This is a genomic window from Rahnella sp. BIGb0603, assembly GCF_024808755.1.
Classification (GTDB): Bacteria; Pseudomonadota; Gammaproteobacteria; order Enterobacterales; family Enterobacteriaceae; genus Rahnella; species Rahnella contaminans.
The window spans coordinates 858556-879300 of record NZ_JANUEX010000001.1; the positions used below are offsets into that span (position 1 = coordinate 858556).

A 20745-nucleotide genomic window follows, 5' to 3' on the forward strand; every position below is an offset into this window, starting at 1 on the left:
TAAACTACATTCCTGTAAGCTTGGGTAACAACAAAGCATGGAATGGGTGGTTAACATCTTTTTGGATATGAGTTAGACGCATGAAAAAAAATGTATTTTTCACTTCATTCTTAGTTTCGATTATCGTACTACTTATAGTTTATGGCTTTGAACTAACTCACTTTACCTTGTCTATTGATGAGGAATTTAGTAACAACATACTGCATACTATAAGCATGGGTAGATGGGGGCACGCCCTACTAAAGTCAACAATTTTCCCAGAGCCTTTCATACCATTCTACACCGAATTTTTATCGCTGATTATACTTGCTTTATCATGCGCGATGATTTCATGCACCTTAAACCTTGACAGAATCCAGTCTATATTTTTCTCTATTTTATATTCCTCTTTACCTCAATTTGCATATCAGCTTGAATTTTCCAATCAGTCTGACACCTTAGCAATGGGAATGTTTTTATGTTCTGTATCGACATATCTCATGCTCAGAGGTAACGGTGTATTAATGACGTTTATAGCACCTGTCGCCGCGCTAACTTTTGCCGTCTCAATATATCAATCATTAATTTTCGTCCCCCTTTCCATTATCATTTCATATAGCTGCTATTGCGTTGCAAACAATAGGGATGATCTAAGATTTTCAAATATCATATTAAAGCCTTCCATAGTCCTTTTGTTCTCTATGATTGCATATTCTTTGTTGACAAGACTTATTCAGTGGCATTTTGGAAAAAGTTCAGATTCATACTTCTCAAACATGGTTGGGTGGCTTCATCAGCCAGCACAAGAAACTATAAGTTCCACCTTTTCATTCATAGTAAAATATTTCTCGCTCGATGCGCCTTATGGTCTAAATATCTACATAATATCGGTGTTATCACTTCTTGTCACATGTGCCCCATCCGTTAAAAATCGTCCACTCTATTTACTGACATCCGTAGCTCTTGTAACTTCACCTTTCTTGATGAATGTGTTCATTGGTGGATTATTGCCTCCCCGCTCCATGAATTGCCTAGCAATATCATTTGCAGCTTCTGGGGTTATCCTTTTTTCGAAGTATGGTTACAAGAAAATCATATGGCTTATTCCTGCATTTTCTCTACTTTATGGCACAGCGTCATCAAGTAGATTGTTCTATACAGACTACATTTCCTTCAATCAGGACTATCGTATTTCGTCACTTATAGCCAACGACATATCTAATTATATAGATGTTCCCCCTTACCAACCTGTCAAAGTTTACTTCTATGGGGCATTTACCATTGACTCAGTTGATAAACCTAAAAATCATGATATGTTCGGCAGTTCTTTCCTAAGCTGGGATGCTGGTAACTCTGCAAGAATTTCAGCCTTCATGAACGTCACTGGAATAGCAAAAATCATTCCAACACCTTATAGTGAGTTAAAATCAGGATTGAAACAAATAAATTCTGCGCCAACCTGGCCTAGTAAAGGATCGGTATTTAAGGTTAATGACGTGGTCGTAGTAAAATTAGGATTATCACCTGGAAACTGCATTAACGGTTTTTATAAAAACATTGATCCAACCAGGTGCCTATGAAATCAATCACCCAATTACAGGGTGTTTTTATCAAAAACTATAACTAAACTCCGGTTGATAAACAACCAGAACTAACTACAGATGCAACAACTCCGTTTATGGTTGAATAAATACTATCATCATAGAAACGGGCGTCTGTTGCATTATAAAATATGCCTTTTTGAGAGAAGAATTTATCTGAATCATATTCGACCAAATAGAATCCATCAATTGGGAAGTCGGTGTCTGCTAGAATTGTGTTCACAACCTCAATGCTCTCTTTATGAATAGCTGCACAGGCACTCATTATACATACTCCTCAATAATAACCCGACCAGACGCGCCAGCGCCTTAGGAATAACTAACTGATGACGATATATAGCAGCCTACGGCACCGCCCGGATAACCTTCTCTATCCGCTGGAAGTGATTTGTGAGGTAATGCGCTATATGCCCCAAATACCCCATCACCCGTTCCACCAATAATGGAAGCTAATGAAGACGCATTTCGCCTACCCTGCCCTGTTTGACCCGAAACGTTAAATACGTTACCTCCTGTTGCAACACCTCGTGTGATTCCAGACGCATTGGTTGTCCACCTGTATAGGTAATAGGCAGTTTAGTGGGCATTAACTAGCTGTTTTATATCAGAATTAATTTAAATTTTCCATTTTTTATATGAACAGCGACAGCCATGTACTCTCATGTATTTGCTAGGAAAAATTTTTGTTTTGCAGAAGGGATTATTTAGACTTAATAAATAAAAAAGAGACTCAACACTTACATTTTCTATTGAGTCTCTTTTTCAGATGCACAGTGTATCATCAAACACCTGGTTACCAGCATCATTGATAATGAATGCCACCACACCCTCAACGACAATTCCTTCATCTAAAAATTCACCACAAAAAGCAATGAAGTCAGCGTTATCGATCAGCGACTCCAGCCCGCGCCGGACAATTGTCACCAGCCTGTAAACCTCATTCTTAACATCGTTCTGAACAAGCAGGAGGTGTCCGACTACGGGTTTTATTGCACTATCAACAAGCAGCATTGTTCCTGAATTTATGTGCTCCCCATGGTACTGCCTTGCAAAATGCAGACGCTAAATCAAAAAAAAACTAACATACCCTTACGTTTCCTTGCCTTCTATGAATCAAATGCTACGATCCTGCAATCTCTCTTACTCGAATCTTCTCATGTTAAAAATTTTTGTTAAGTATGCATTTATTGGCGGTCTTAATACCGCAATCCATTGGTTAACTTTTGCAGCCGTATACTATTCATTTGGTCATAAGCAAATGCTCAGTAACTTTGCGGGATTTTGCATCGCTGTCACATTTAGTTTCTTTGCTAACGCCAAGTGGACCTATCAGGCAGAACACACAACTACAAAATACTTTTTGTATGTTGGCTTCATGGGGGCGCTTGCTCTGGCCTGTGGTTACCTGGGTGACAAGGTCGAACTTAACCCAATATTAACCCTGATAGGTTTTTCAGCAATAAGCCTCCTTATTGGGTTCCTATACTCGACATTCATCATATTTAGGGAAGAGTAATGAAAATATCTCTTGTCGTCCCTGTCTTCAACGAAGAGGACACCATCGCTATTTTTTATCGGACAGTCCGTGAACAACTGTCTCAGCACGAGGTAGAGATTGTTTTCATTAACGACGGTAGTAGCGACAATACAGAAAGCCTAATTAACGCGCTGGCAAAATCAGATTCGCTCGTTAATGCCCTATCCTTCACCAGAAACTTTGGTAAAGAACCCGCTCTATTCGCAGGCCTTGAAGCTTCAACAGGTGATGTGGTAATTCCTATCGATGTTGACCTTCAGGATCCAATTGACGTGATCCCCCGACTTATAGAGAAGTGGCAGGAAGGTGCAGATGTTGTTCTGGCCAAACGAGCGGACAGGTCGTCAGACAGCCATTTTAAGCGTAAAAGTGCTGAGTGGTTTTATAAGCTCCATAACATGATCAGCAAACCCAAGATTGAGGAAAACGTTGGCGATTTCAGGTTAATGTCTCGCGCTGTCGTAGAAAACATTAAGTCGCTCCCTGAACGAAACTTATTCATGAAAGGGGTTCTGTCTTGGGTCGGTGGCCGCACCGCAGTGGTCGAATATACCCGTGATGAGCGCGTAGCCGGTTCGACAAAATTCAATGGTTGGAAACTGTGGAACCTTGCTCTCGAAGGCATCACATCTTTCTCAACTTTCCCGCTTCGCATGTGGACTTATATCGGGCTTTTTGTCGCCGGGCTATCTTTCGCCTACGGTGTATATATGATTATTGACACCCTCATTTTTGGCAACCCAATTCATGGTTACCCGTCTATTCTGGTTTCTATTCTTTTCCTAGGTGGAATTCAATTAATAGGCATTGGCGTACTTGGTGAGTACATCGGAAGGATTTATATCGAGACCAAACAAAGACCACGATTTATCATTAAGAATGACAATGGAGACTGACACCATGCCTGAACACAATGAGGCAGTGAATAAAAGGATTAAAGGAAGGTTTTTGTTCTGTTTTCTGCTTACCCTTGCTTATCTCTTCCCTCTGCTAACTTCTGGGCACTACTACGCTGATGACCTTTTGCATTCGGTTACGGGCCAGACGCCATGGAACTCCAATGGCAGGCCGCTATCAAATGGCCTGTTTCATTTGCTTATGGCTGGCGGTTTGCTGAGCGACATAGCGCCTTTAACACAAATACTTGGCGCTGCCACTATCTCAGCCAGTATCGTTTTTTTATCTTTCAGGATTAGTAAGTCTGGAGTGATTCTTCCTGTCCTTGCTCTGTTTCCTATCATATCGTCGCCATACTATCTGGAAAACTGGTCTTTTAGATATGATTCACTGACAATGGCTTTTGCTGTTTCAGCAGCAATCTTACCCTATGCATTTAAAAGCGATGATATTGTCAAAAGTATCGCTAGCTCTACGTTTTGCTTATTTATCTCACTGTGCTTTTATCAGGCGGCTCTTAACTTATTTATCTCATTCGCAGCAATAATCTTCATTGTTGATACTTATGAGAAGAGGTGTGCGGGGAAATATAAAGAACTGGCAGGAAGGGTAGCGGGGCTTTTATTAGCAAATGCCATTTACACTTTAACCATAAAAAAATTCATAGTAACAGGAGATTATAATATTATCCACAGCGAACTGGCATCAGGAAGCTTAACGGATATATTATCGGTAATTGTTATTAACTATGCATCCCTAAGCAGTATGTTTTTCTCTGCATTTGCTGGGTCTCTTCGCAACTACTTCTTGATACCTATCATTTTTTCTATGGGATTCATTTTCTTAGTTTTAAAGCATATCTTCCTGAATCAACAGATAAAAGCATTAAAGATGCTCGATTTAGCTATTTTGATGGCAAGTATTATTGTTATTTATGCATCAATATTCGGACCTCTACTTCTCCTGAAGTCACCCGTATTCTCTCCTCGCGTTCTTATCGGTGCCTCTGGGATTATGGTTTTCATTACGTTGTCTGTCGCTATCTTAACCGAAAACATAAGGGCGCTCAGGTGGATAATCGCACTTCCTGTTATCGGAATGTTTGTCCTCGCGTATTCTTACTACAACGCTCAGAGAACAACGGATGAACTTGAGGCCACAATGATTTCTGAGATTAAAACGACTATTGCCTTGCAGGGTGGTGAGGGCAAGGGCATTGCCTTTAAAGGCTCAGCCCCTCACAGTGCGCAGTCCAAACTGGCAGAGTGGAATTTCCCCATCATAGGAAGAATTATCTTCAACGATTTGAATCAGGATTTCCTGTGGGGTAGGCTGAGGCTTGAGGCGTTTGGTTTGCAGATACCTTATGTAAGCCTTGCAGAAGCCACTCAAGATCTGTGTGGGATGAAGTTGGTGGGAGATTTTGGCGGCTATTACATGTGGAGCGGAAGTGGTTATTTTGTAGTGGATTATGACCGTCACGAATGTAAATTTTGACCCTCCATGGTAATGGTTCAAATTGAAGCAATAACAAAACTGGAGTGGCATAGTAAATTTGGCCACCTGAATAGAGGTGATATCATCACCTCATAGTCAAAACAGGTGACATTATGACCGGGCGTAACAGACGCAATTTTAGCCCCGAGTTTCGCCTCGAGGCTGCCCAGCTTGTACTCGATCAGCATTACACCGCTGCCACTGCGATGAATGTCGGCAAATCCACGATGGACAAATGGGTTCGACAACTGAAAGAAGAGCGAGCGGGAAAATCACCCATAGCTTCACCCATGACACCTGAGCAGTTCGAGATGCGTGAGTTGAAGAAAATTCTTCAACATATTGAAATGTAAAGAGATATATTAAAAAAATGCTACCGCGCTCTTTATGTCAGACTCCCTGAACGATTCTCATTAGTTGAGAAACTCAGGGCGCGGTTTCCTGTTGCCGTTGTGTGCAACGTGTTTGGGGTTCATCGCAGCAGTTATAAATACTGGCGGCAGCCCAGGAAGCCTGACGCCACGAGAGTGGCATTACTGAGCCTTGTGCGTGAAGTTTATCGCGAAAGTAACGGTTCAGCAGGAGGCAGGAGCGCGAAGCATTGCCGCAATGGTCACCACCAAAGGTATAAAACTGAGCCGCTGGCGGGCAAAAAAGCTGATGAAAGCGCTCAATATTATCAGCTGTCAGCAACATGGCCATCGTTATAAGAAGGCGTCTAAGGAACACATTGAGATCCCTAATTATCTGGATCGCCAGTTTGCTGTTACAGAGCCTAATCAGGTCTGGTGCGGTGATGTGACTTATATCTGGACGGGAAAACGCTGGGCTTATCTGGCTGTTGTACTCGATTTGTTTTCCCGTAAACCGGTTGGCTGGACGATGTAATTTTTCCCTATTCCACACTGACAGGTAAAGCCCTGTCGATGGACTGGGAAGCACGGGGAAAACCGGCTAATTTACTGTATCACCCGGATCAAGGCAGTCACTATACCAGCAGGAATTTCAGACAGTTACTGTGGAGATATCAGATAAAGCAAAGCCTGAGTCGCCGGGGAAATTGCTGGGATAACAGCCCAATGGAACGGTTCTTCAGAAGCCTGAAAACAGAGTGGGTACCGGATAATGGCTACACGAATTTTAGCGAAGCCAGCACGGCAATAACGAATTACATCACAGGATATTACAGCCAGCTCAGATCTCATCAATATAATGGTGGTTTGACGCCGAATGAATCAGAACGATTGTCCTGGAAAAACTCTAAAGCTGTGACCAGTTGTTGTTGACCACTACACCACTTCAGCATGAAAGTGTTCAAGCCGTCATCAAACTTCATGATGTCATTCTCGTTGATCCTTACTGTCATCAGGTAGTCCATTCCCTGCCGTAGTGATATCGGCTCATCTATCACGAATCCGAACCAGTCATCGTAAATCTGGCCAAGCCAATAGTCGCCGCCATGCTCTTTGAGGCGCGGCTGAGTCATTGCCCGGTCGCAGGGCTTTTTACGTTTAAAGACACTTATCATTAGTGCATAATTATAAGATAACTTATGGCTAATCAGGATCTGAATATGGCAAACCAAGGAAGAAACAATGCTATCGATTTTGTAAAGATTTTGATGGCCATCCTTGTAATCTCAATTCATACGATAACTCCTAGCGGGACTTTAGATTATCTTCTCACCCAAAGCATAGCGAGGGTCGCCGTACCATTTTTCTTTATTGCTGCCGGTTATTATTTTCCATCAAATCCTAAAGCAGCAGATATTAAGAAAACTGTTTTCAGGCTTACCTGCTTGTATATCGCATGGTGTGTTTTTTATCTGCCCTTCGAAATATCGGATATAGCTATGAAGCACCGTTCAACTGGCGGGTATGCATTTGAATCTTTATACATACTTGTAAAAGGGTGGCGGCATCTTTGGTTTATGCCTGCGCTGATAATCGGCATGATTGTTTATTATTTCCTGTATGCAAACAAACGACTTTACCTTATTGCTATATCACTATATGTGATTGGATTCATCTTGCAGTCAAGTATTGAGCATGGTGAATACTCTATCCTATTTTATAGAAACTTTTTAACATTCGGATTCCCTCTAATTGCCTTAGGTGCGGCCCTAAAAAAATACAGAATTTCATCTATGGCCGCCTATTCTGGGGTATCAACCTTCTTATTTCTTACTATCATGCTTTGTGCTGAGGGATGCATCAGGCTAAAGCTGGGAGTTTATAATAATGATCTATTATTATTCGCTCCACTCGCCGCGTCTTGTATCTTCATGATTGCGTTAAGATCAAATATTAAAATTAACTTTAACATAGCTAGCACTGCATCAAGCATTTACTTTATTCATTATTTCTTTTACTTAGCTTTAAAATCCCAGATTGGTAACCAGACACTCCTGTTTTTATCGGTTTCATTTTTTTCAGTATTTTTCAGCCAGACGTTTGGAAAAATCAGTTTTTATAAAAGAATCCTAACTTAAAGCTTATATGAGTACGTTTTTTTAAGATCAGTCTTTAGGTGGTGAAGGGAGTTCTTTGCTTCCATCACCTGAAGAAATGTATGATCTTAATGATTTCCTATACCCGGTCCAAGTGCTCAGTAAATCATCAAGCTCAGACTCCATTGCAGTTGTAAAATCTTCGTCTTCAATTTGCTCTCTGATGGAATTTATTTTAGAAGATGCTCCGTCATATTCAGACTGTTCAGCAGCAGCCTTCGGTTGTCGTAAATACAGCTCAGCCGTCAAATATTCCGCCGCCATTGAATCAGAAGTAAGAGCCTACCCGGCCACCGAGTCGGGTTTTCTATATGAAAAAAATACAAAAACTCTTTATCGAAGAACGCAAAGGCCTTAGCCCTTGGGATAGCACCCCCTAATAACTACTATGGAAACGAGAATGTATTATTTTCTTTGTTGTAGACCATTCCTGTAGATGCGGGATTATCCTGAATTATTTCAACCAGATAATATCCATCCAATTCAAAATCTGAATCGGCTACAATCGTGTTGTCAACTATGTTAGTTGTCGAGGAAATCAATGCGTAAATAGTAGCAGCCATTATGCATACTCCATAATAATTATATAACCATTTGCACCCGCACCAGATGCAAGGTATTGAGTTGATGTTGGTTTTTTTCCGCCAGCCCCTCCGCCACCGGCACCACCTCCAGAAGCGGTTGTTGTTGTGTTACCGCCACCCCAACATTTGATCTGTGCTTTTTTTGCTCCTGAAGTTTTGGTCCAAGTTCCGCTTGTGCTGAACACTTGACTATTGAGTAATTGCCCAGGCGCCGCACTCAGTAGGCCCGACTTAAGATTCGTCACAATAGTAGCAGGCACTCCATTATCAAGCACATCAGTGGACGAAGTATCAGAAATGAACTGGGCCAACACATAGGCCATTACTGTTGCCTGCCTGATGGCTTTGTTTATTTGCGCAGATGATGACTTCCCTGCCTGAAATCCTGAAGCAAGTGCGCTCAATGCTTCATAATCAGCTTGAGATAAGACATTCGCTCCTGAGCTAATTGCGAAAAGTTTAAAATTGTTTGTACTCATTATAATTTCTTCTCCCATGCGCCATCATCGAATCCGGCTATGTAATCGTTATCCATATCAAACCCGAAAAATTTATTGCCTACTGACGGGGTTTCTACGGAGGGTGTCTGAATGTCGCCAGCCCAAACCCCGGCGGCCTTTACTGCCAGATCTCCCTGACGGATCGCCGCGATCAGCTCGAGTGAAACATCAGAAATATCGGTTTCCGGAAATACCCAAACTGAAATTGTCATGTCCTGGTTGTCTACGATCTGCATCGTCAGGCCTGAACCTGCCAGAGCCGTATCGAGGATTTCCGGTAGGGTTTCGTTTGTGCCGTTCCAGTGATTAATCGCAATTTTTGCTTTGAGGACAATTCGGTAAGCGTCATCACTCAAGTTCGTAAATCCAACGTCAGGATCATATTGCCCTTGCCACACACCCTGATCGAATCCCAAACTGTCCGTGTCAAAGGAAAAATAAATGCCAGATATGGGCTGTCTAACAACTCGCGTTCTGCCAATCCATTTGCCGAGAATATCCAGCTGCACGCCGATCGCTTCATCGATATCGAATTCGGTAATAAACGCAGTTATTGCGTTTCCGGCATCGCTCAGCGGTCGGGTAATCAGGTCAATATGGTCAACGAAAAGCGGCTTTAGGCTGTGGTAATTGGTAGTAAGATCGGTGTCTTTACTCATGGCGTCACCGTAATGCTGATATTGCTCACGTCACAGGTTGCCGATTCGCTGTAACCAATAGCGATATTTGCCGCGGCGACCGTTCCGGCACTTTTCCCGATTTGCAAACTGGTGATGTCGTAGAACCGTCGCTTACCACACCAAGGTTTGCCGCCGTTGCGATTGAGTTTGCGCGTAGGCAATGGGAGAGAGAGAAGCAAGGGGGGCGCGGCAGAGCAATGTCAGGTTCGAATCAGACCCTTGACCCACGCACAGACGGCATTCTGGGGCTGGGCAAGTGAAAACCTAACCGGAAACTTAAGGTAAGGCACTTGAAAGCGCGGACAGGTTGGGATTATTCCTTAACCTTGTTCGTGCCGTGCTTCCTCCCGTTGCTTAGGAATGGCTGTTATTGGCACCGTCTGGCATCACCGTAGATATATTTCCCGTATAGTTTTTGGACAGGATAAGTCCACAGAATTGCAGTGATTGAGCAATGAGCAAAGCCGCTCGCAAAGTCAGAGAGAATGCCCGTAAGAGGGCTAACATTCTGGTAGGTGCAAAGCCTAAACAGATGGAACAGGAAGACGCCCGCACACAACGAAAAGAAGTTTTGTTAAGTGCTGAGGCAAAAGCCCACCTAATCGAAATGCGGACTGAGGGAGTCTGCCCCCCGAATACGTTACCCACGGTTCAGCAATATTCACGATACGCAGCATTCAAGAATTCGCAGGCCGCAGCCAGTCGAGCCCGTGCCATGCAGGAGGAAACAAGCCTGTATGTTGCAGAGGGCGGAGTAATGGGGCGCGTCTTTGAACGCCTGAATTCACCACCCCTGAAAGATACCCCGTTTGCGGTTCTGGCTACGCTTGCCGTTCGCCTCATGAGCTCCGCTCCGTCACTGGTTGACGAAGGGCAACGCATCGCACAAGCCACAGACGGTAACAATGTGTCAGACGATGAATTGGCAGCAGGCATCGCCCGCGCTGGGGTGGATGCTATGCGCCGAAACCTGCATGTGAGGGGATACAACGGCGCTCACCAATGGCGTTCATTCATTTCGGTGATTCACTTATTCCGGCAATGCAACCTGCCCTTGTATGCGATGGCTCAACGCTAACCGGAACTCTATCCCTGAATAGTTACAGGGACAGCATGAGTACAAAACTCACTTATTTAGTAAGCACAGAAAAATATTTAGGGTTTGTGGCGATTTGTGCGGGGTGGTTTTTTGGGGGGTAGTGTGGAAACGCTAACTTGACTTGTAACTAAACTAGGGGGTTTTGATGTTTGGCGGGGTTTTTGCGTGTAACTCATTGTTTTTAAATGGTACGCCCTACAGGGCTCGAACCTGTGACCTACGGCTTAGAAGGCCGTTGCTCTATCCAACTGAGCTAAGGGCGCATTGCTTGTCCCAAATTGGGAGCGTTGCGGGTTCGGATTATACGGGCAGACCGGGTTGAGTCAATGGCTTTCGAACTCTCTGCTTAATGCCTGAACAATTAGCAGTTATTCCCGGTATGCCTGATAAGACGATGTCATCAGCGGTGGTTATTTTTCGTGCTCAGATTTCAATGCAGCGGTGATAACGCGCGCGGAGGCGTGGTATGCCACGCCTTCGTAGGCGGTCAGTTCCGGCTGCAAAGTTTGTACGATACCGTTTTTACCGATCACCGCCGGTTGCCCGATATACACGCTAAGTTCTTCATCCCACGCGGAAACCGGGTACACGCTCTGCGCATTGGACAGCACGGCATCCACCAGACGCGCTGTCGCGGTCGCAATACCGAAGCTGGTCCAGCCCTTCCCTTGCAGGATTTCCCAGCCGCCGCCGCGAACGGCGTCGTCCATTTTTGCCCAGTCAACCTCGCGATCGCCCGCCAGTTCGGCGACCGGACGTCCACCGAGCGTGACAGTGCTCCAGGCGACAAACTGCGACTCACCGTGTTCGCCCATCACGTAGCCCGTGACGCTTTTCGGATCAAAGCCGAAAAACTCGCCGACGACGCGTTTCATCCGTGCGGTATCCAGAGACGTGCCGGTGCCAAATACCTGCGAATCCGGCAAGCCGCTGGTTTGCTGAATAATCTGGGTTATCACGTCGCACGGGTTGGTGATGTTGATAATAACGCCGCCAAAACCGCTGGCGATGACACGGGGAATGACTTCACGGACTGCCGCACGGGTTTCGGCCAGCTCTTCCAGACGGTCTTCGCGTAACAGCGTTTTAGGGCCGACGGCGATGACCAGCACGTCGGCGTCATGCAATTCGCTGTAATCATTAGCGATGACCTGAACGCGCGAAGCAGTCAGTGAAGCCATATCGCGCAGTTCAAGCGACTGGCTGACGGCTTTCTTTTCATTTTCATCCAGCAGCACAATGATGTCGCACAAACCCTGTGTGACCAGTGAAAACGCGACGTCAGCGCCCACGTGCCCGGCACCGATGATTCCCACTTTACGTGTCATTTATTCCTTTCCTCATGATTTAAATAGAGTCACCTCTAAAATAGACACTTTTTTCGCCACTGTCTCAGGTTAAATTCTCACCCGCCGATAACAAGTTATTCGCATTCAGCGCCTGACAGCGCACGCCTCTTCTGACAAAATAGACGCATCCCCCTGCATTTTTTAATTGATGGATTTATTCCCTGATGGCAGCAAAGATTATTGACGGTAAAACGATTGCGCAGCAAGTCAGAAACGAAGTTGCGGCGCGTGTTCAACAACGACTGGCGGAAGGGAAACGTGCTCCCGGGCTGGCTGTCGTACTGGTCGGTGAAAATCCGGCATCGCAGATTTATGTCGCCAGCAAGCGCCGTTCTTGCGAAGAAGTCGGGTTTATTTCCCGCTCTTACGATTTACCGGCGACGACCACCGAAGGCGAACTGCTCGGCCTTATCGATCAGCTCAATAACGACAACGAAATCGACGGTATTCTGGTTCAGCTTCCGCTGCCTGCGGGCATTGATAACATCAAGGTGCTCGAACGTATTCATCCTGACAAAGACGTCGACGGGTTCCATCCGTACAACGTGGGGCGTCTGTGCCAGCGCGCTCCAACGCTGCGTCCTTGTACGCCGCGCGGTATCGTGACCCTGCTCGAACGTTATGGCGTTGATACATTCGGGCTGAACGCCGTGGTGATCGGCGCATCCAATATTGTTGGCCGTCCGATGAGCATGGAGTTACTGCTGGCGGGCTGCACCACGACGGTCACGCACCGCTTCACTAAAAATCTGCGCCATCACGTTGAAAACGCCGATCTGGTGGTGGTTGCCGTCGGTAAACCGGGTTTTATTCCGGGCGAATGGATTAAACCGGGCGCGATTGTCATTGATGTCGGTATAAATCGTCTGGAAAGTGGTAAAGTTGTCGGCGATGTGGAATATGATGGCGCCGCTGAGCGAGCTTCCTTTATCACACCGGTGCCGGGCGGTGTTGGCCCGATGACGGTCGCGACGCTGATCCAGAATACCTTGCAGGCTTGCGAGGAATATCACGACATCAGCGCAAATAAGTCTTAAACAATTAGCACTACACATAAAGTCAGGAATACATGGAAACTTTTTTTCTCGAAAAACATCCGCACGTTGAACTGTGCGACCTGCTCAAATTTATGGGCTGGTGTGACAGTGGCGGTACCGCTAAAGCGGTGATCGCTGAAGGCCAGGTTAAGGTCAACGGTAAAGTCGAAACCCGTAAACGCTGCAAAATCGTTGCTGACCAGAACGTTGAGTTCGCCAGCAATAAAGTCGTGGTGAAGGCGTCAGTATAATTTTCTGACCCAATCCGGCTTCGAAAAAATGCCCTGCAAGCTTCACGCTGACAGGGCATTTTTTATGTCTGCTTTAGGACAAAGACTGAGTTACGGAGCCTGTGTAACCCACAATACCGGCCAGTCGCCGCCGCTGCTGTAGCCATCACAGCTTGGCTCTGACGCAAACGCGGCCAGGCGGAACGTTTTGCCATCGAATATCCAGCGGGAAGAGACGCCGCAATCTCCGACGCCACGGCCTTTATCGTAGGTCGTCAGCAATCCGGTTTTCGGATCAAAATCAGCATTGATCAGTTCCGGAGACTGATCGTCTTCGCCCAGTTTGAACGGCATGCTCAGCGCCAGATCGTCCATTTTATACGGTGACTGACGCGAAACCAGGAATCCCAGCGCGTAAAGGTTATACGCGCCCATATCGCAGTTCACTGTCATCAGCGCTTTCTCGTTGCTGAGTGCAAAGATATGTACTTCGCGCTCCGACGGGTCGAGGCTGCAATCGTTGTTCTCAATGGTAGTCGCGGCATTCTGCGTAATCGCCGAAATCTCAGTTTCAGAAAGCGCATGAGGTTCGCTGAAACGCGGCAGAACCGGCGTTGCCGGGATCGGCGGCACCGTATTCACCGGCTTCGTTCCGCGGTTCGCCCAGGCAGTTTTCGTGCCAACGCGCCCCTGCTGTGCATCGATTGCCAGCAAAGCGGCCTTCAGCCCTTTGAGTGAAATAACCGGCCTGACCGGCTGCGCGGTATCGGCTTTACCGGCCAGCTGAATGCTGCTGCCTTCACGGATAGCGGCAATAAAATCATTCACCACCAGACGGTTACCGGTAGAAAGGTGTTTTTTGCTGACATCCCATTCGCGATGATTAAAGCTCAGCGTTTTGCCATTCATCTGCAAACGGCTGGCGATTGGCGCTTCAGCAGACTGTTCATCGCTGTTGCGCTGGTAATCAATGCTGACAGTCGATTTACCTTCGGGTCCGGCTTCGCGGGTAATTTTCATTACCAGCTCCTGCCCGTCCTGAGAATTTCGGGCGACGCAGTGATTGAGATTGTCGCAGCTGACCTGCCAGTCGTTATAAATTGCCTGCGTCGGCTCGGCCTGCGCGCTGAAAGCCAGCATTCCGGCCAGCAGGCATAAAGGGGCGGTAATCCATCTGCTCATTATGAGTTTCTGCTCTGTTCGAAATTATCTTTTTTGATAATAGCGTAACCGCCGCCAAGACTCTGCCAACAATGCAGCATTTTTTATTCGAAATAAGAAAGAGATACTTTGCCGGATTTATTTTTTTGCAGGCATTTATTTTTCACCACTTACGAAATCACGTAATGGTGACGTAACGAAACTTTCAGTACACTGACTCCGCCAATAACGAAAAAAAATGGCGAAAGGATGATGTTCATTTCTCCGGGAGATTCAGATGAAGTTATGGATTTGGCTGATAACGTTGTTCTCTCTGTCCGCGTGGGCGGAAGAGCCGCCGGTGGTGTACAACGGCACACTGGGAAAAACCAGCATAGTGGTTGAGCTGGACATGAATAAACCTGACGAAGTGACGGGCCGTTACTTTTATCAGAAGTACCATCTGGATTTGCCACTCAACGGCGCGCTGGACGGGCAGGATCTCAAACTTCAGGAAGGGCTGGACGATTTTGACGATACGCCGCGTCCTGAATTCACACTGACCAAAGATGAAAACGGTGGCTGGCAAGGTAACTGGACCAATCCGCAGGGCAAAACGCTGCCGGTGACGCTAAAACCTGCGCAGCTTCCTGCGGCGGCTACCGACGACAGCTATCTGGGTTCGCTGATTCATACCGATCCTTACGAGTATCTGCGGTTATCTGAATTGCAGCTGAAGGCCGGTAAAAGCGAGAATTTCATGGGTTATCAGCTGCAATGGTGGGTTGAGCCTCAGTCGAAAATCACGCTTTTCGAGATTGTGTCCGGTTATCCGGACGCCAGTTTGCAGGCGATGAACCAGAAACTGCGCACCCGTTTATGGCAGGAAGTCAGCGGATGGCATGCGTGTATGCTCGGCGCCAGCCGGTTTGGTCAGGGCGAATATCAGCAGACCGTTACGCCGGAATTCATGAGCCCGGAAGTCGTCAGTGTCAGTCTGTTCACGTCCTATGATTGCGGCGGTGCGCATCCTGATTTCGGCGAAGCGCCGGTCAATATGAACGCCCAAACGGCGGATACACTGACGCTGGAAGACATCGTGTGGGTCGGTGACGGCGCGCCGTTCCATTATCTCAATGCGGAAGATCGCGCCTCATCGGGCAAGAATGACGTGGATTTCGATACCTTCGCCGCGTACCGCGATAAGAAATGGGCACCGTGGCTGGTGAAACAGCTTACTGAGGCGCATCCGGAACAGATGAAGAAGCCGACCGACGATAGCGATGATGACTGCGATTATTCGGATCCGTCCGTCTGGCAGTTCCCGGCGTGGTATTTCACACCGAAAGGCCTGTATTTTGATCCGACGTTCGCCCGCGTACAACGTTCGTGCGAAAGCCCGGAATGGTCAGTCTTGCCGTGGTCAGCGCTGAAAGGCCACGCAGGGAGCACCGCCATCAGTCTGGAACACTAAAAGTCAAAGGCACCTGCGGGTGCCTTTGACTTTTAAGATAACAATGACTTTTCGGGATTAAAACTTTTACGCCAGCCAGCCCTGCAACTGCGCGTATTGAAGCAACATAATCGTTTTACCGTCTTTGATGCGGCCATCTTTGATCATCGCCAGCGCTTCGGTGAACGGCACTTCCAGCACGTCAATATCTTCATCTTCCACGCCACCGCCAGCATTCGCCCGCTGCGATTCATCATATTCTGCGGCAAAAAAGTGAACGATTTCCGTCACGCTGCCCGGCGACATGTAGCATTCGAAGAGTTTCTCGACGTGCCCGACGGCAAAACCGGTTTCTTCAATCGCTTCTTTACGGATGCAGTCTTCCGGCGAATCATCGTCCAGCAACCCTGCGCAGGTTTCCAGCAACATGCCGGTCGGGTTGCCGTTGACATACGTCGGCATACGAAACTGATTGATCAGCAGAACGGTTTTCTTTGGCCGGTTATAAAGCAGAATGGTCGCACCGTTTCCCCGGTCATACACTTCACGGGATTGCGGCTGACGTTCACCGTTGCGTTTGATTAAGTCGTAGGTGAATTTTCGAAGAACATACCAGTTATCAGAGAGTAACTCGGTCCGGACGTTTTCGATTTTAGATGACCTGCCATGAGATGACATTTAGCGTGCCTCCGCTCAGAAGTGGTGAGAGAAGCCCGATATCATAGCCGCAATAGTACGCCCCTGCCAGCGTCAGCCGTGCTCAATTGCGTCGAGAAGTTGCTCGCGATGTCGGCCAATCCATTGGGGATCCAGCGGTCCCCAGCCGGAAATCTGATAGTAGCCGTCGTTGTTGCGCACGCCCTGCTGCACAAATTCCAGCTCGATGCCCATTCCCGGTAACGCTTTCAGCACATCCTGCAAAGTGCGGCGCGGCCAGCCGGTAATCTCCATCAGTTTGGGCACATTCGGTTTTTGTTCGTTATCCAGCAACCAGCAAAGATAGAGACGGCGCGCAAACACCGAATTCAAATTCAAACTCATCTGGACGACCCCTGCGTATTGTCATAAAAAGAAGATAGCCAAAGCGTAGACTGTTTCAGCGAATACGTGTGAGACATAACCCTGTGTGCGGGGAGGCTTTTTTACATTATCTCCTTTATTTCTCCACGTTTTATCGGGAATGAGAAGGTAAAGTGCATTGACGTAGAACGACACTCTAACACTCGCTCAGTCCTTTCCGGACGGTACTGCCTCTGAGAAAACCTTTTCAGGGGATTTTTTTGTCAGATTACTGACGCTCTGTTTGTTTGCTGATGTTAGTCACTCACGCCAGAGTGACAACGAGGTTCTTGACGCATGGCTAACTTTTTTATCGATCGCCCGATCTTTGCCTGGGTTTTAGCGATCATCATTTCCTTGTCCGGCGCACTGGCTATCTATTCTTTGCCCGTTGAACAGTACCCCGATCTGGCTCCGCCAAATGTGCGTATAACCGCGACTTATCCGGGCGCATCAGCTCAGACGTTAGAAAACACGGTGACACAAATCATCGAGCAGAACATGACCGGGTTAGACAACCTGATGTACATGTCTTCTCAGAGCAGCAGCAACGGCAAGTCACAGATTACCTTGAGTTTTGTGGCCGGAACCGACCCGAATGAAGCCTTGCAACAGGTACAAAATCAGCTGCAACAGGCGATGAAACGATTGCCGCAGGCGGTGCAAACGCAAGGGGTCACCGTCTCGAAAACCGGTGATACCAACCTGATGACCGTCGCATTCGTGTCCACCGACGGCAGTATGGATAAGCAGGATATCGCCGACTATGTGGCCTCCAATATTCAGGATCCACTAAGCCGTATCGACGGTGTCGGCAGCATTACCGCTTACGGCACGCAATATGCGATGCGTATCTGGCTCGATCCGAACAAACTGACTAACTACCAGATGACCACCAGCGATGTGGTGACGGCAATTGAAAACCAGAACAGTCAGGTGGCAGTCGGGCAGCTCGGCGGCGCACCGTCGGTTGATTTGCAGGCGCTCAACGCAACGGTTAACGCGCAGTCGCAGTTGCAAACGCCGCAACAGTTTCGCGATATCACCCTGAAAGTGAATCAGGACGGCTCACAGGTCAAACTCGGCGATGTCTCAACCGTCGGTCTGGGTGCCGAAGACTACAGCATTCTCAGCCGTTATAATGGCCAGGCCGCATCTGGTATGGGCGTGCAGCTGGCGTCCGGCGCCAACGAACTGCAAACCGACAAACTGGTTCGCGCACGTCTGACGGAACTGGAAAAATACTTCCCCCACGGGCTCGAAACCCGCATCGCCTATGAAACCACGCCATTCGTCAAAGCGGCGATCACCGACGTGGTGAAAACGCTGTTCGAAGCGATCGTGCTGGTGTTCCTCGTAATGTATCTGTTCCTGCAAAATATCCGCGCAACGTTGATCCCGACCATTGCCGTCCCGGTCGTTTTGCTGGGGACGTTCGTGGTGTTGCATCAGTTCGGTTACACCATCAACACCCTGACAATGTTCGCGATGGTGCTCGCCATCGGGCTGCTGGTCGATGACGCCATCGTGGTGGTGGAAAACGTCGAGCGCGTGATGAGCGAGGAAGGGCTAAGCCCCAGAGACGCAACCCGAAAATCGATGGGGCAAATTCAGAGTGCGCTGGTCGGTATCACCATGGTGCTGTCGGCCGTATTTATCCCGATGGCGTTTTTCGGCGGTACAACCGGTGCGATCTACCGTCAGTTCTCCATCACGATTGTTGCCGCGATGGTGCTTTCTGTCTTTGTCGCGCTGACCCTCACACCGGCGCTGTGTTCGACCATTCTCAAGCCGATTGCCAAGGGCCATCATCACGGCAAAACAGGTTTCTTCGGCTGGTTTAACCGCACGTTCGATAAGAATGCGCACCGTTATGAACGGGGCGTTGGCAGCATTCTCCGCCACAGCGTGCGTTATATGCTGGGTTATCTGCTGATCCTCGGCATTCTGGCGTTCCTGTTTGTGAAACTGCCGACGTCATTCCTGCCGCAGGAAGATCAGGGCGTACTGACCGTTCAGGTTCAGCTGCCGCCGGGTTCTACGCTGCAACAGACACAAAAAGTGGTCGAGAAAATCGAGCACTATTTCCTGACGGAAGAAAAGAATGATGTGGTTTCCGTGTTCTCCACGCTGGGCGCAGGCCCGGGCGGTAACGGTCAGAACGTTGCCCGTCTGTTTATCAGCCTGACGGACTGGGACAAACGCACCTCCGGTCATAACTCTGTCTTCGACATTATTGACCGCGCGACCAAAGAATTCCGGCACATCCGCGAGGCGCGCGTTATCGCCAGCGGACCACCGGCCATCAACGGACTGGGGACATCTGCCGGTTTCGATATGGAATTGCAGGATCACGCCGGGAATGGTCATGATGCACTGATGGCCGCGCGCGATCAGCTTCTGGAAATGACCAGCAAAGACAGCACGCTGAGCCGCGTTCGTCATAACGGTCTCGATGACAGCCCGCAGTTGCAGATCGACATCGATCAGGTAAAAGCGCAGGCGCTGGGGGTTTCCGTTGCGGATATCAACAGCACGCTGAGTACCGCCTGGGGTTCCACGTACGTGAATGACTTCGTTGACCGCGGGCGTGTGAAGAAAGTTTATGTTCAGGCTGCCGCGCCGTTCCGTATGCTGCCGGACGACGTCAATAAATGGTACGTGCGCAATTCCAGCGGAACGATGGTGCCGTTCTCCGCATTCACCACGTCGCACTGGCAAACCGGTTCACCGCGTCTGGAACGTTACAACGGTTATTCTGCGGTAGAAATTGTCGGTGAAGCTGCAACGGGCGTCAGCAGCGGTACGGCGATGGACGAGATGGAGAAACTGGTAGCGAAACTCCCCGCCGGATTCGGTCTTGAATGGACGGGGCTTTCTTATCAGGAACGCCTCTCCGGTGCGCAGGCTCCGGCGCTGTACGCCATCTCCCTGCTGGTCGTATTCCTGTGTCTGGCGGCGCTTTATGAAAGCTGGTCGATTCCGTTCTCGGTCATGCTGGTGGTGCCTTTAGGCGTGATCGGGGCGGTGATTGCAACGTGGCTGCGCGGGCTGGAAAACGATGTTTACTTCCAGGTCGGGATGTTAACCATCATCGGTTTGTCGGCCAAAAACGCCATTCTGATCGTCGAATTTGCCAATGACCTTAACCACAAAGGCAAAGCGCTGGTAGAAGCCACGCTCGAAGCCTCAAGGATGCGTCTGCGACCTATTCTGATGACGTCGCTGGCGTTTATCTTCGGGGTCTTGCCGATGGCGACCAGCACCGGCGCGGGTTCCGCGAGCCAGCACGCAGTCGGCACCGGGGTTATCGGCGGGATGATTTCTGCCACCGTTCTGGCAATCTTCTTCGTTCCGCTGTTCTTTGTGCTGGTCCGCCGCCGCTTCCCGGGGAAAACCGGTGAACCGGTCATCTCGGATATCGTCGCAACCGTGCCTCACGAACACAAATAGCAGGCACAAAAAAGGCGTTAATGTGAATTAACGCCTTTTTTATTAATGATTTATTGGCTGGTGTAAATCGTCTCTAAATGGACGTAATGGTCTTCCTGAACAAACGTTTTTATTATGACGCGCTGACACGGTGAATAAATC

At 48.0% G+C, this 20745-nt stretch carries 22 protein-coding genes, 1 tRNA gene and 1 pseudogene; 11 read left to right on the plus strand and 13 right to left on the minus strand.

Features of this window, described 5'->3' with window-relative positions; translation table 11 throughout:
- The first annotated feature begins 80 nt into the window (after window positions 1-80).
- Complete coding sequence (locus tag M2403_RS04105) at window positions 81-1559, plus strand: glucosyltransferase domain-containing protein (protein ID WP_152326403.1); 1479 nt, start codon at window positions 81-83, stop codon at window positions 1557-1559.
- Window positions 1560-1602: 43 nt separating this feature from the next.
- On the opposite strand, the gene M2403_RS04110 is transcribed toward M2403_RS04105, so the two are convergent.
- Together M2403_RS04110 and M2403_RS04115 are read right to left on the minus strand one after the other, a co-directional pair.
- Window positions 1603-1845: a hypothetical protein gene (locus tag M2403_RS04110; RefSeq protein ID WP_259228586.1), complete on the minus strand. Its 243-nt coding sequence runs from the start codon at window positions 1843-1845 to the stop codon at window positions 1603-1605.
- 497 nt (window positions 1846-2342) lie between these two features.
- Window positions 2343-2591 (minus strand): hypothetical protein, encoded by a 249-nt coding sequence (locus M2403_RS04115; RefSeq protein WP_259228587.1) that lies wholly within the window; start codon window positions 2589-2591, stop codon window positions 2343-2345.
- Window positions 2592-2736: 145 nt separating this feature from the next.
- Between M2403_RS04115 and M2403_RS04120 the strand changes: the two genes are divergently transcribed.
- The 4 genes and pseudogenes from M2403_RS04120 to M2403_RS04135 all read left to right on the plus strand — a co-directional run bounded on the left by M2403_RS04120 (window position 2737) and on the right by M2403_RS04135 (window position 6797).
- A complete protein-coding gene (locus M2403_RS04120) occupies window positions 2737-3096 on the plus strand; it encodes a GtrA family protein (RefSeq protein ID WP_152326400.1) in 360 nt (119 codons plus the stop codon).
- Complete coding sequence (locus M2403_RS04125; protein WP_152326399.1) at window positions 3096-4013, plus strand: glycosyltransferase family 2 protein; 918 nt, start codon at window positions 3096-3098, stop codon at window positions 4011-4013. The genes M2403_RS04120 and M2403_RS04125 overlap by 1 nt, the downstream gene beginning before the upstream one ends.
- Before the next feature lie 4 nt (window positions 4014-4017).
- Window positions 4018-5511: a glucosyltransferase domain-containing protein gene (locus M2403_RS04130; protein WP_259228588.1), complete on the plus strand. Its 1494-nt coding sequence runs from the start codon at window positions 4018-4020 to the stop codon at window positions 5509-5511.
- 113 nt (window positions 5512-5624) lie between these two features.
- Window positions 5625-6797, plus strand: a pseudogene (locus tag M2403_RS04135) (IS3 family transposase).
- Here the strand turns inward: M2403_RS04135 and M2403_RS04140 are convergent.
- Complete coding sequence (locus tag M2403_RS04140; RefSeq protein ID WP_259228589.1) at window positions 6716-6997, minus strand: hypothetical protein; 282 nt, start codon at window positions 6995-6997, stop codon at window positions 6716-6718. The pseudogene M2403_RS04135 and the gene M2403_RS04140 sit on opposite strands and share 82 nt — an antisense overlap.
- A gap of 87 nt (window positions 6998-7084) precedes the next feature.
- Between M2403_RS04140 and M2403_RS04145 the strand changes: the two genes are divergently transcribed.
- Entirely contained in the window at window positions 7085-8002 is a 918-nt protein-coding gene (locus M2403_RS04145) for an acyltransferase (protein ID WP_259228590.1), read from the plus strand.
- A gap of 27 nt (window positions 8003-8029) precedes the next feature.
- Here M2403_RS04145 and M2403_RS04150 read toward each other — a convergent pair whose 3' ends face one another.
- The 5 genes from M2403_RS04150 to M2403_RS04170 all read right to left on the minus strand — a co-directional run bounded on the left by M2403_RS04150 (window position 8030) and on the right by M2403_RS04170 (window position 9963).
- Window positions 8030-8269 carry a hypothetical protein gene (locus tag M2403_RS04150; protein ID WP_259228591.1) on the minus strand — a complete coding sequence of 80 codons (240 nt, stop codon included), beginning with the start codon at window positions 8267-8269 and terminating at the stop codon, window positions 8030-8032.
- Between the two features lie 137 nt (window positions 8270-8406).
- The gene (locus tag M2403_RS04155; RefSeq protein ID WP_193333145.1) at window positions 8407-8583 is read right to left on the minus strand and encodes a hypothetical protein; all 177 of its coding nucleotides are present in this window, start codon (window positions 8581-8583) and stop codon (window positions 8407-8409) included.
- Window positions 8583-9083, minus strand: coding sequence for a hypothetical protein (locus tag M2403_RS04160; protein WP_405047803.1), 501 nt, complete (start codon window positions 9081-9083; stop codon window positions 8583-8585). The genes M2403_RS04155 and M2403_RS04160 overlap by 1 nt, the downstream gene beginning before the upstream one ends.
- On the minus strand, window positions 9083-9763 hold the full coding sequence (locus tag M2403_RS04165; protein WP_259228592.1) for a DUF2612 domain-containing protein: 681 nt from the start codon (window positions 9761-9763) through the stop codon (window positions 9083-9085). The genes M2403_RS04160 and M2403_RS04165 overlap by 1 nt, the downstream gene beginning before the upstream one ends.
- On the minus strand, window positions 9760-9963 hold the full coding sequence (locus M2403_RS04170; protein WP_259228593.1) for a hypothetical protein: 204 nt from the start codon (window positions 9961-9963) through the stop codon (window positions 9760-9762). Before M2403_RS04170 ends, M2403_RS04165 begins: the two co-directional genes overlap by 4 nt.
- A gap of 275 nt (window positions 9964-10238) precedes the next feature.
- Here M2403_RS04170 and M2403_RS04175 point away from each other — a divergent pair, with 275 nt between their 5' ends.
- Complete coding sequence (locus tag M2403_RS04175; protein ID WP_152325069.1) at window positions 10239-10862, plus strand: hypothetical protein; 624 nt, start codon at window positions 10239-10241, stop codon at window positions 10860-10862.
- Between the two features lie 207 nt (window positions 10863-11069).
- Here the strand turns inward: M2403_RS04175 and M2403_RS04180 are convergent.
- Together M2403_RS04180 and M2403_RS04185 are read right to left on the minus strand one after the other, a co-directional pair.
- A tRNA-Arg gene (locus M2403_RS04180) sits at window positions 11070-11146 on the minus strand.
- A gap of 147 nt (window positions 11147-11293) precedes the next feature.
- A complete protein-coding gene (locus tag M2403_RS04185; protein ID WP_217153226.1) occupies window positions 11294-12211 on the minus strand; it encodes an L-lactate dehydrogenase in 918 nt (305 codons plus the stop codon).
- A 185-nt stretch (window positions 12212-12396) separates the two neighbouring features.
- On the opposite strand from M2403_RS04185, the gene folD reads away from it, so the two are divergent.
- Both folD and ybcJ read left to right on the plus strand, forming a co-directional pair.
- Window positions 12397-13269: a bifunctional methylenetetrahydrofolate dehydrogenase/methenyltetrahydrofolate cyclohydrolase FolD gene (gene folD, locus M2403_RS04190; RefSeq protein ID WP_152327960.1), complete on the plus strand. Its 873-nt coding sequence runs from the start codon at window positions 12397-12399 to the stop codon at window positions 13267-13269.
- 32 nt (window positions 13270-13301) lie between these two features.
- Window positions 13302-13520, plus strand: coding sequence for a ribosome-associated protein YbcJ (gene ybcJ, locus M2403_RS04195; RefSeq protein WP_152327959.1), 219 nt, complete (start codon window positions 13302-13304; stop codon window positions 13518-13520).
- A gap of 90 nt (window positions 13521-13610) precedes the next feature.
- Here ybcJ and M2403_RS04200 read toward each other — a convergent pair whose 3' ends face one another.
- On the minus strand, window positions 13611-14681 hold the full coding sequence (locus tag M2403_RS04200; RefSeq protein ID WP_152327958.1) for a DUF1176 domain-containing protein: 1071 nt from the start codon (window positions 14679-14681) through the stop codon (window positions 13611-13613).
- 256 nt (window positions 14682-14937) lie between these two features.
- Between M2403_RS04200 and M2403_RS04205 the strand changes: the two genes are divergently transcribed.
- Window positions 14938-16113 carry a hypothetical protein gene (locus M2403_RS04205; protein ID WP_259228595.1) on the plus strand — a complete coding sequence of 392 codons (1176 nt, stop codon included), beginning with the start codon at window positions 14938-14940 and terminating at the stop codon, window positions 16111-16113.
- Between the two features lie 66 nt (window positions 16114-16179).
- On the opposite strand, the gene nudK is transcribed toward M2403_RS04205, so the two are convergent.
- Both nudK and M2403_RS04215 read right to left on the minus strand, forming a co-directional pair.
- Entirely contained in the window at window positions 16180-16770 is a 591-nt protein-coding gene (gene nudK, locus M2403_RS04210) for a GDP-mannose pyrophosphatase NudK (protein WP_152327956.1), read from the minus strand.
- A gap of 72 nt (window positions 16771-16842) precedes the next feature.
- On the minus strand, window positions 16843-17133 hold the full coding sequence (locus M2403_RS04215; RefSeq protein WP_152327955.1) for a helix-turn-helix domain-containing protein: 291 nt from the start codon (window positions 17131-17133) through the stop codon (window positions 16843-16845).
- 315 nt (window positions 17134-17448) lie between these two features.
- Here M2403_RS04215 and acrD point away from each other — a divergent pair, with 315 nt between their 5' ends.
- Window positions 17449-20604, plus strand: coding sequence for a multidrug efflux RND transporter permease AcrD (gene acrD, locus M2403_RS04220; protein WP_165059377.1), 3156 nt, complete (start codon window positions 17449-17451; stop codon window positions 20602-20604).
- Window positions 20605-20745 lie beyond the last annotated feature (141 nt).

What these genes read in the sequence shown, in the direction of transcription:
- M2403_RS04105 (WP_152326403.1), top strand. Translation starts at nt 81, where the DNA reads ATGAAAAAAAATGTATTTTTCACTTCATTCTTAGTTTCGATTATCGTA.
- M2403_RS04110 (WP_259228586.1), bottom strand. Translation starts at nt 1,845, where the DNA reads ATGAGTGCCTGTGCAGCTATTCATAAAGAGAGCATTGAGGTTGTGAAC.
- M2403_RS04115 (WP_259228587.1), bottom strand. Translation starts at nt 2,591, where the DNA reads ATGCTGCTTGTTGATAGTGCAATAAAACCCGTAGTCGGACACCTCCTG.
- M2403_RS04120 (WP_152326400.1), top strand. Translation starts at nt 2,737, where the DNA reads ATGTTAAAAATTTTTGTTAAGTATGCATTTATTGGCGGTCTTAATACC.
- M2403_RS04125 (WP_152326399.1), top strand. Translation starts at nt 3,096, where the DNA reads ATGAAAATATCTCTTGTCGTCCCTGTCTTCAACGAAGAGGACACCATC.
- M2403_RS04130 (WP_259228588.1), top strand. Translation starts at nt 4,018, where the DNA reads ATGCCTGAACACAATGAGGCAGTGAATAAAAGGATTAAAGGAAGGTTT.
- M2403_RS04140 (WP_259228589.1), bottom strand. Translation starts at nt 6,997, where the DNA reads ATGACTCAGCCGCGCCTCAAAGAGCATGGCGGCGACTATTGGCTTGGC.
- M2403_RS04145 (WP_259228590.1), top strand. Translation starts at nt 7,085, where the DNA reads ATGGCAAACCAAGGAAGAAACAATGCTATCGATTTTGTAAAGATTTTG.
- M2403_RS04155 (WP_193333145.1), bottom strand. Translation starts at nt 8,583, where the DNA reads ATGGCTGCTACTATTTACGCATTGATTTCCTCGACAACTAACATAGTT.
- M2403_RS04160 (WP_405047803.1), bottom strand. Translation starts at nt 9,083, where the DNA reads ATGAGTACAAACAATTTTAAACTTTTCGCAATTAGCTCAGGAGCGAAT.
- M2403_RS04165 (WP_259228592.1), bottom strand. Translation starts at nt 9,763, where the DNA reads ATGAGTAAAGACACCGATCTTACTACCAATTACCACAGCCTAAAGCCG.
- M2403_RS04175 (WP_152325069.1), top strand. Translation starts at nt 10,239, where the DNA reads ATGAGCAAAGCCGCTCGCAAAGTCAGAGAGAATGCCCGTAAGAGGGCT.
- M2403_RS04185 (WP_217153226.1), bottom strand. Translation starts at nt 12,211, where the DNA reads ATGACACGTAAAGTGGGAATCATCGGTGCCGGGCACGTGGGCGCTGAC.
- folD (WP_152327960.1), top strand. Translation starts at nt 12,397, where the DNA reads ATGGCAGCAAAGATTATTGACGGTAAAACGATTGCGCAGCAAGTCAGA.
- ybcJ (WP_152327959.1), top strand. Translation starts at nt 13,302, where the DNA reads ATGGAAACTTTTTTTCTCGAAAAACATCCGCACGTTGAACTGTGCGAC.
- M2403_RS04200 (WP_152327958.1), bottom strand. Translation starts at nt 14,681, where the DNA reads ATGAGCAGATGGATTACCGCCCCTTTATGCCTGCTGGCCGGAATGCTG.
- M2403_RS04205 (WP_259228595.1), top strand. Translation starts at nt 14,938, where the DNA reads ATGAAGTTATGGATTTGGCTGATAACGTTGTTCTCTCTGTCCGCGTGG.
- nudK (WP_152327956.1), bottom strand. Translation starts at nt 16,770, where the DNA reads ATGTCATCTCATGGCAGGTCATCTAAAATCGAAAACGTCCGGACCGAG.
- M2403_RS04215 (WP_152327955.1), bottom strand. Translation starts at nt 17,133, where the DNA reads ATGAGTTTGAATTTGAATTCGGTGTTTGCGCGCCGTCTCTATCTTTGC.
- acrD (WP_165059377.1), top strand. Translation starts at nt 17,449, where the DNA reads ATGGCTAACTTTTTTATCGATCGCCCGATCTTTGCCTGGGTTTTAGCG.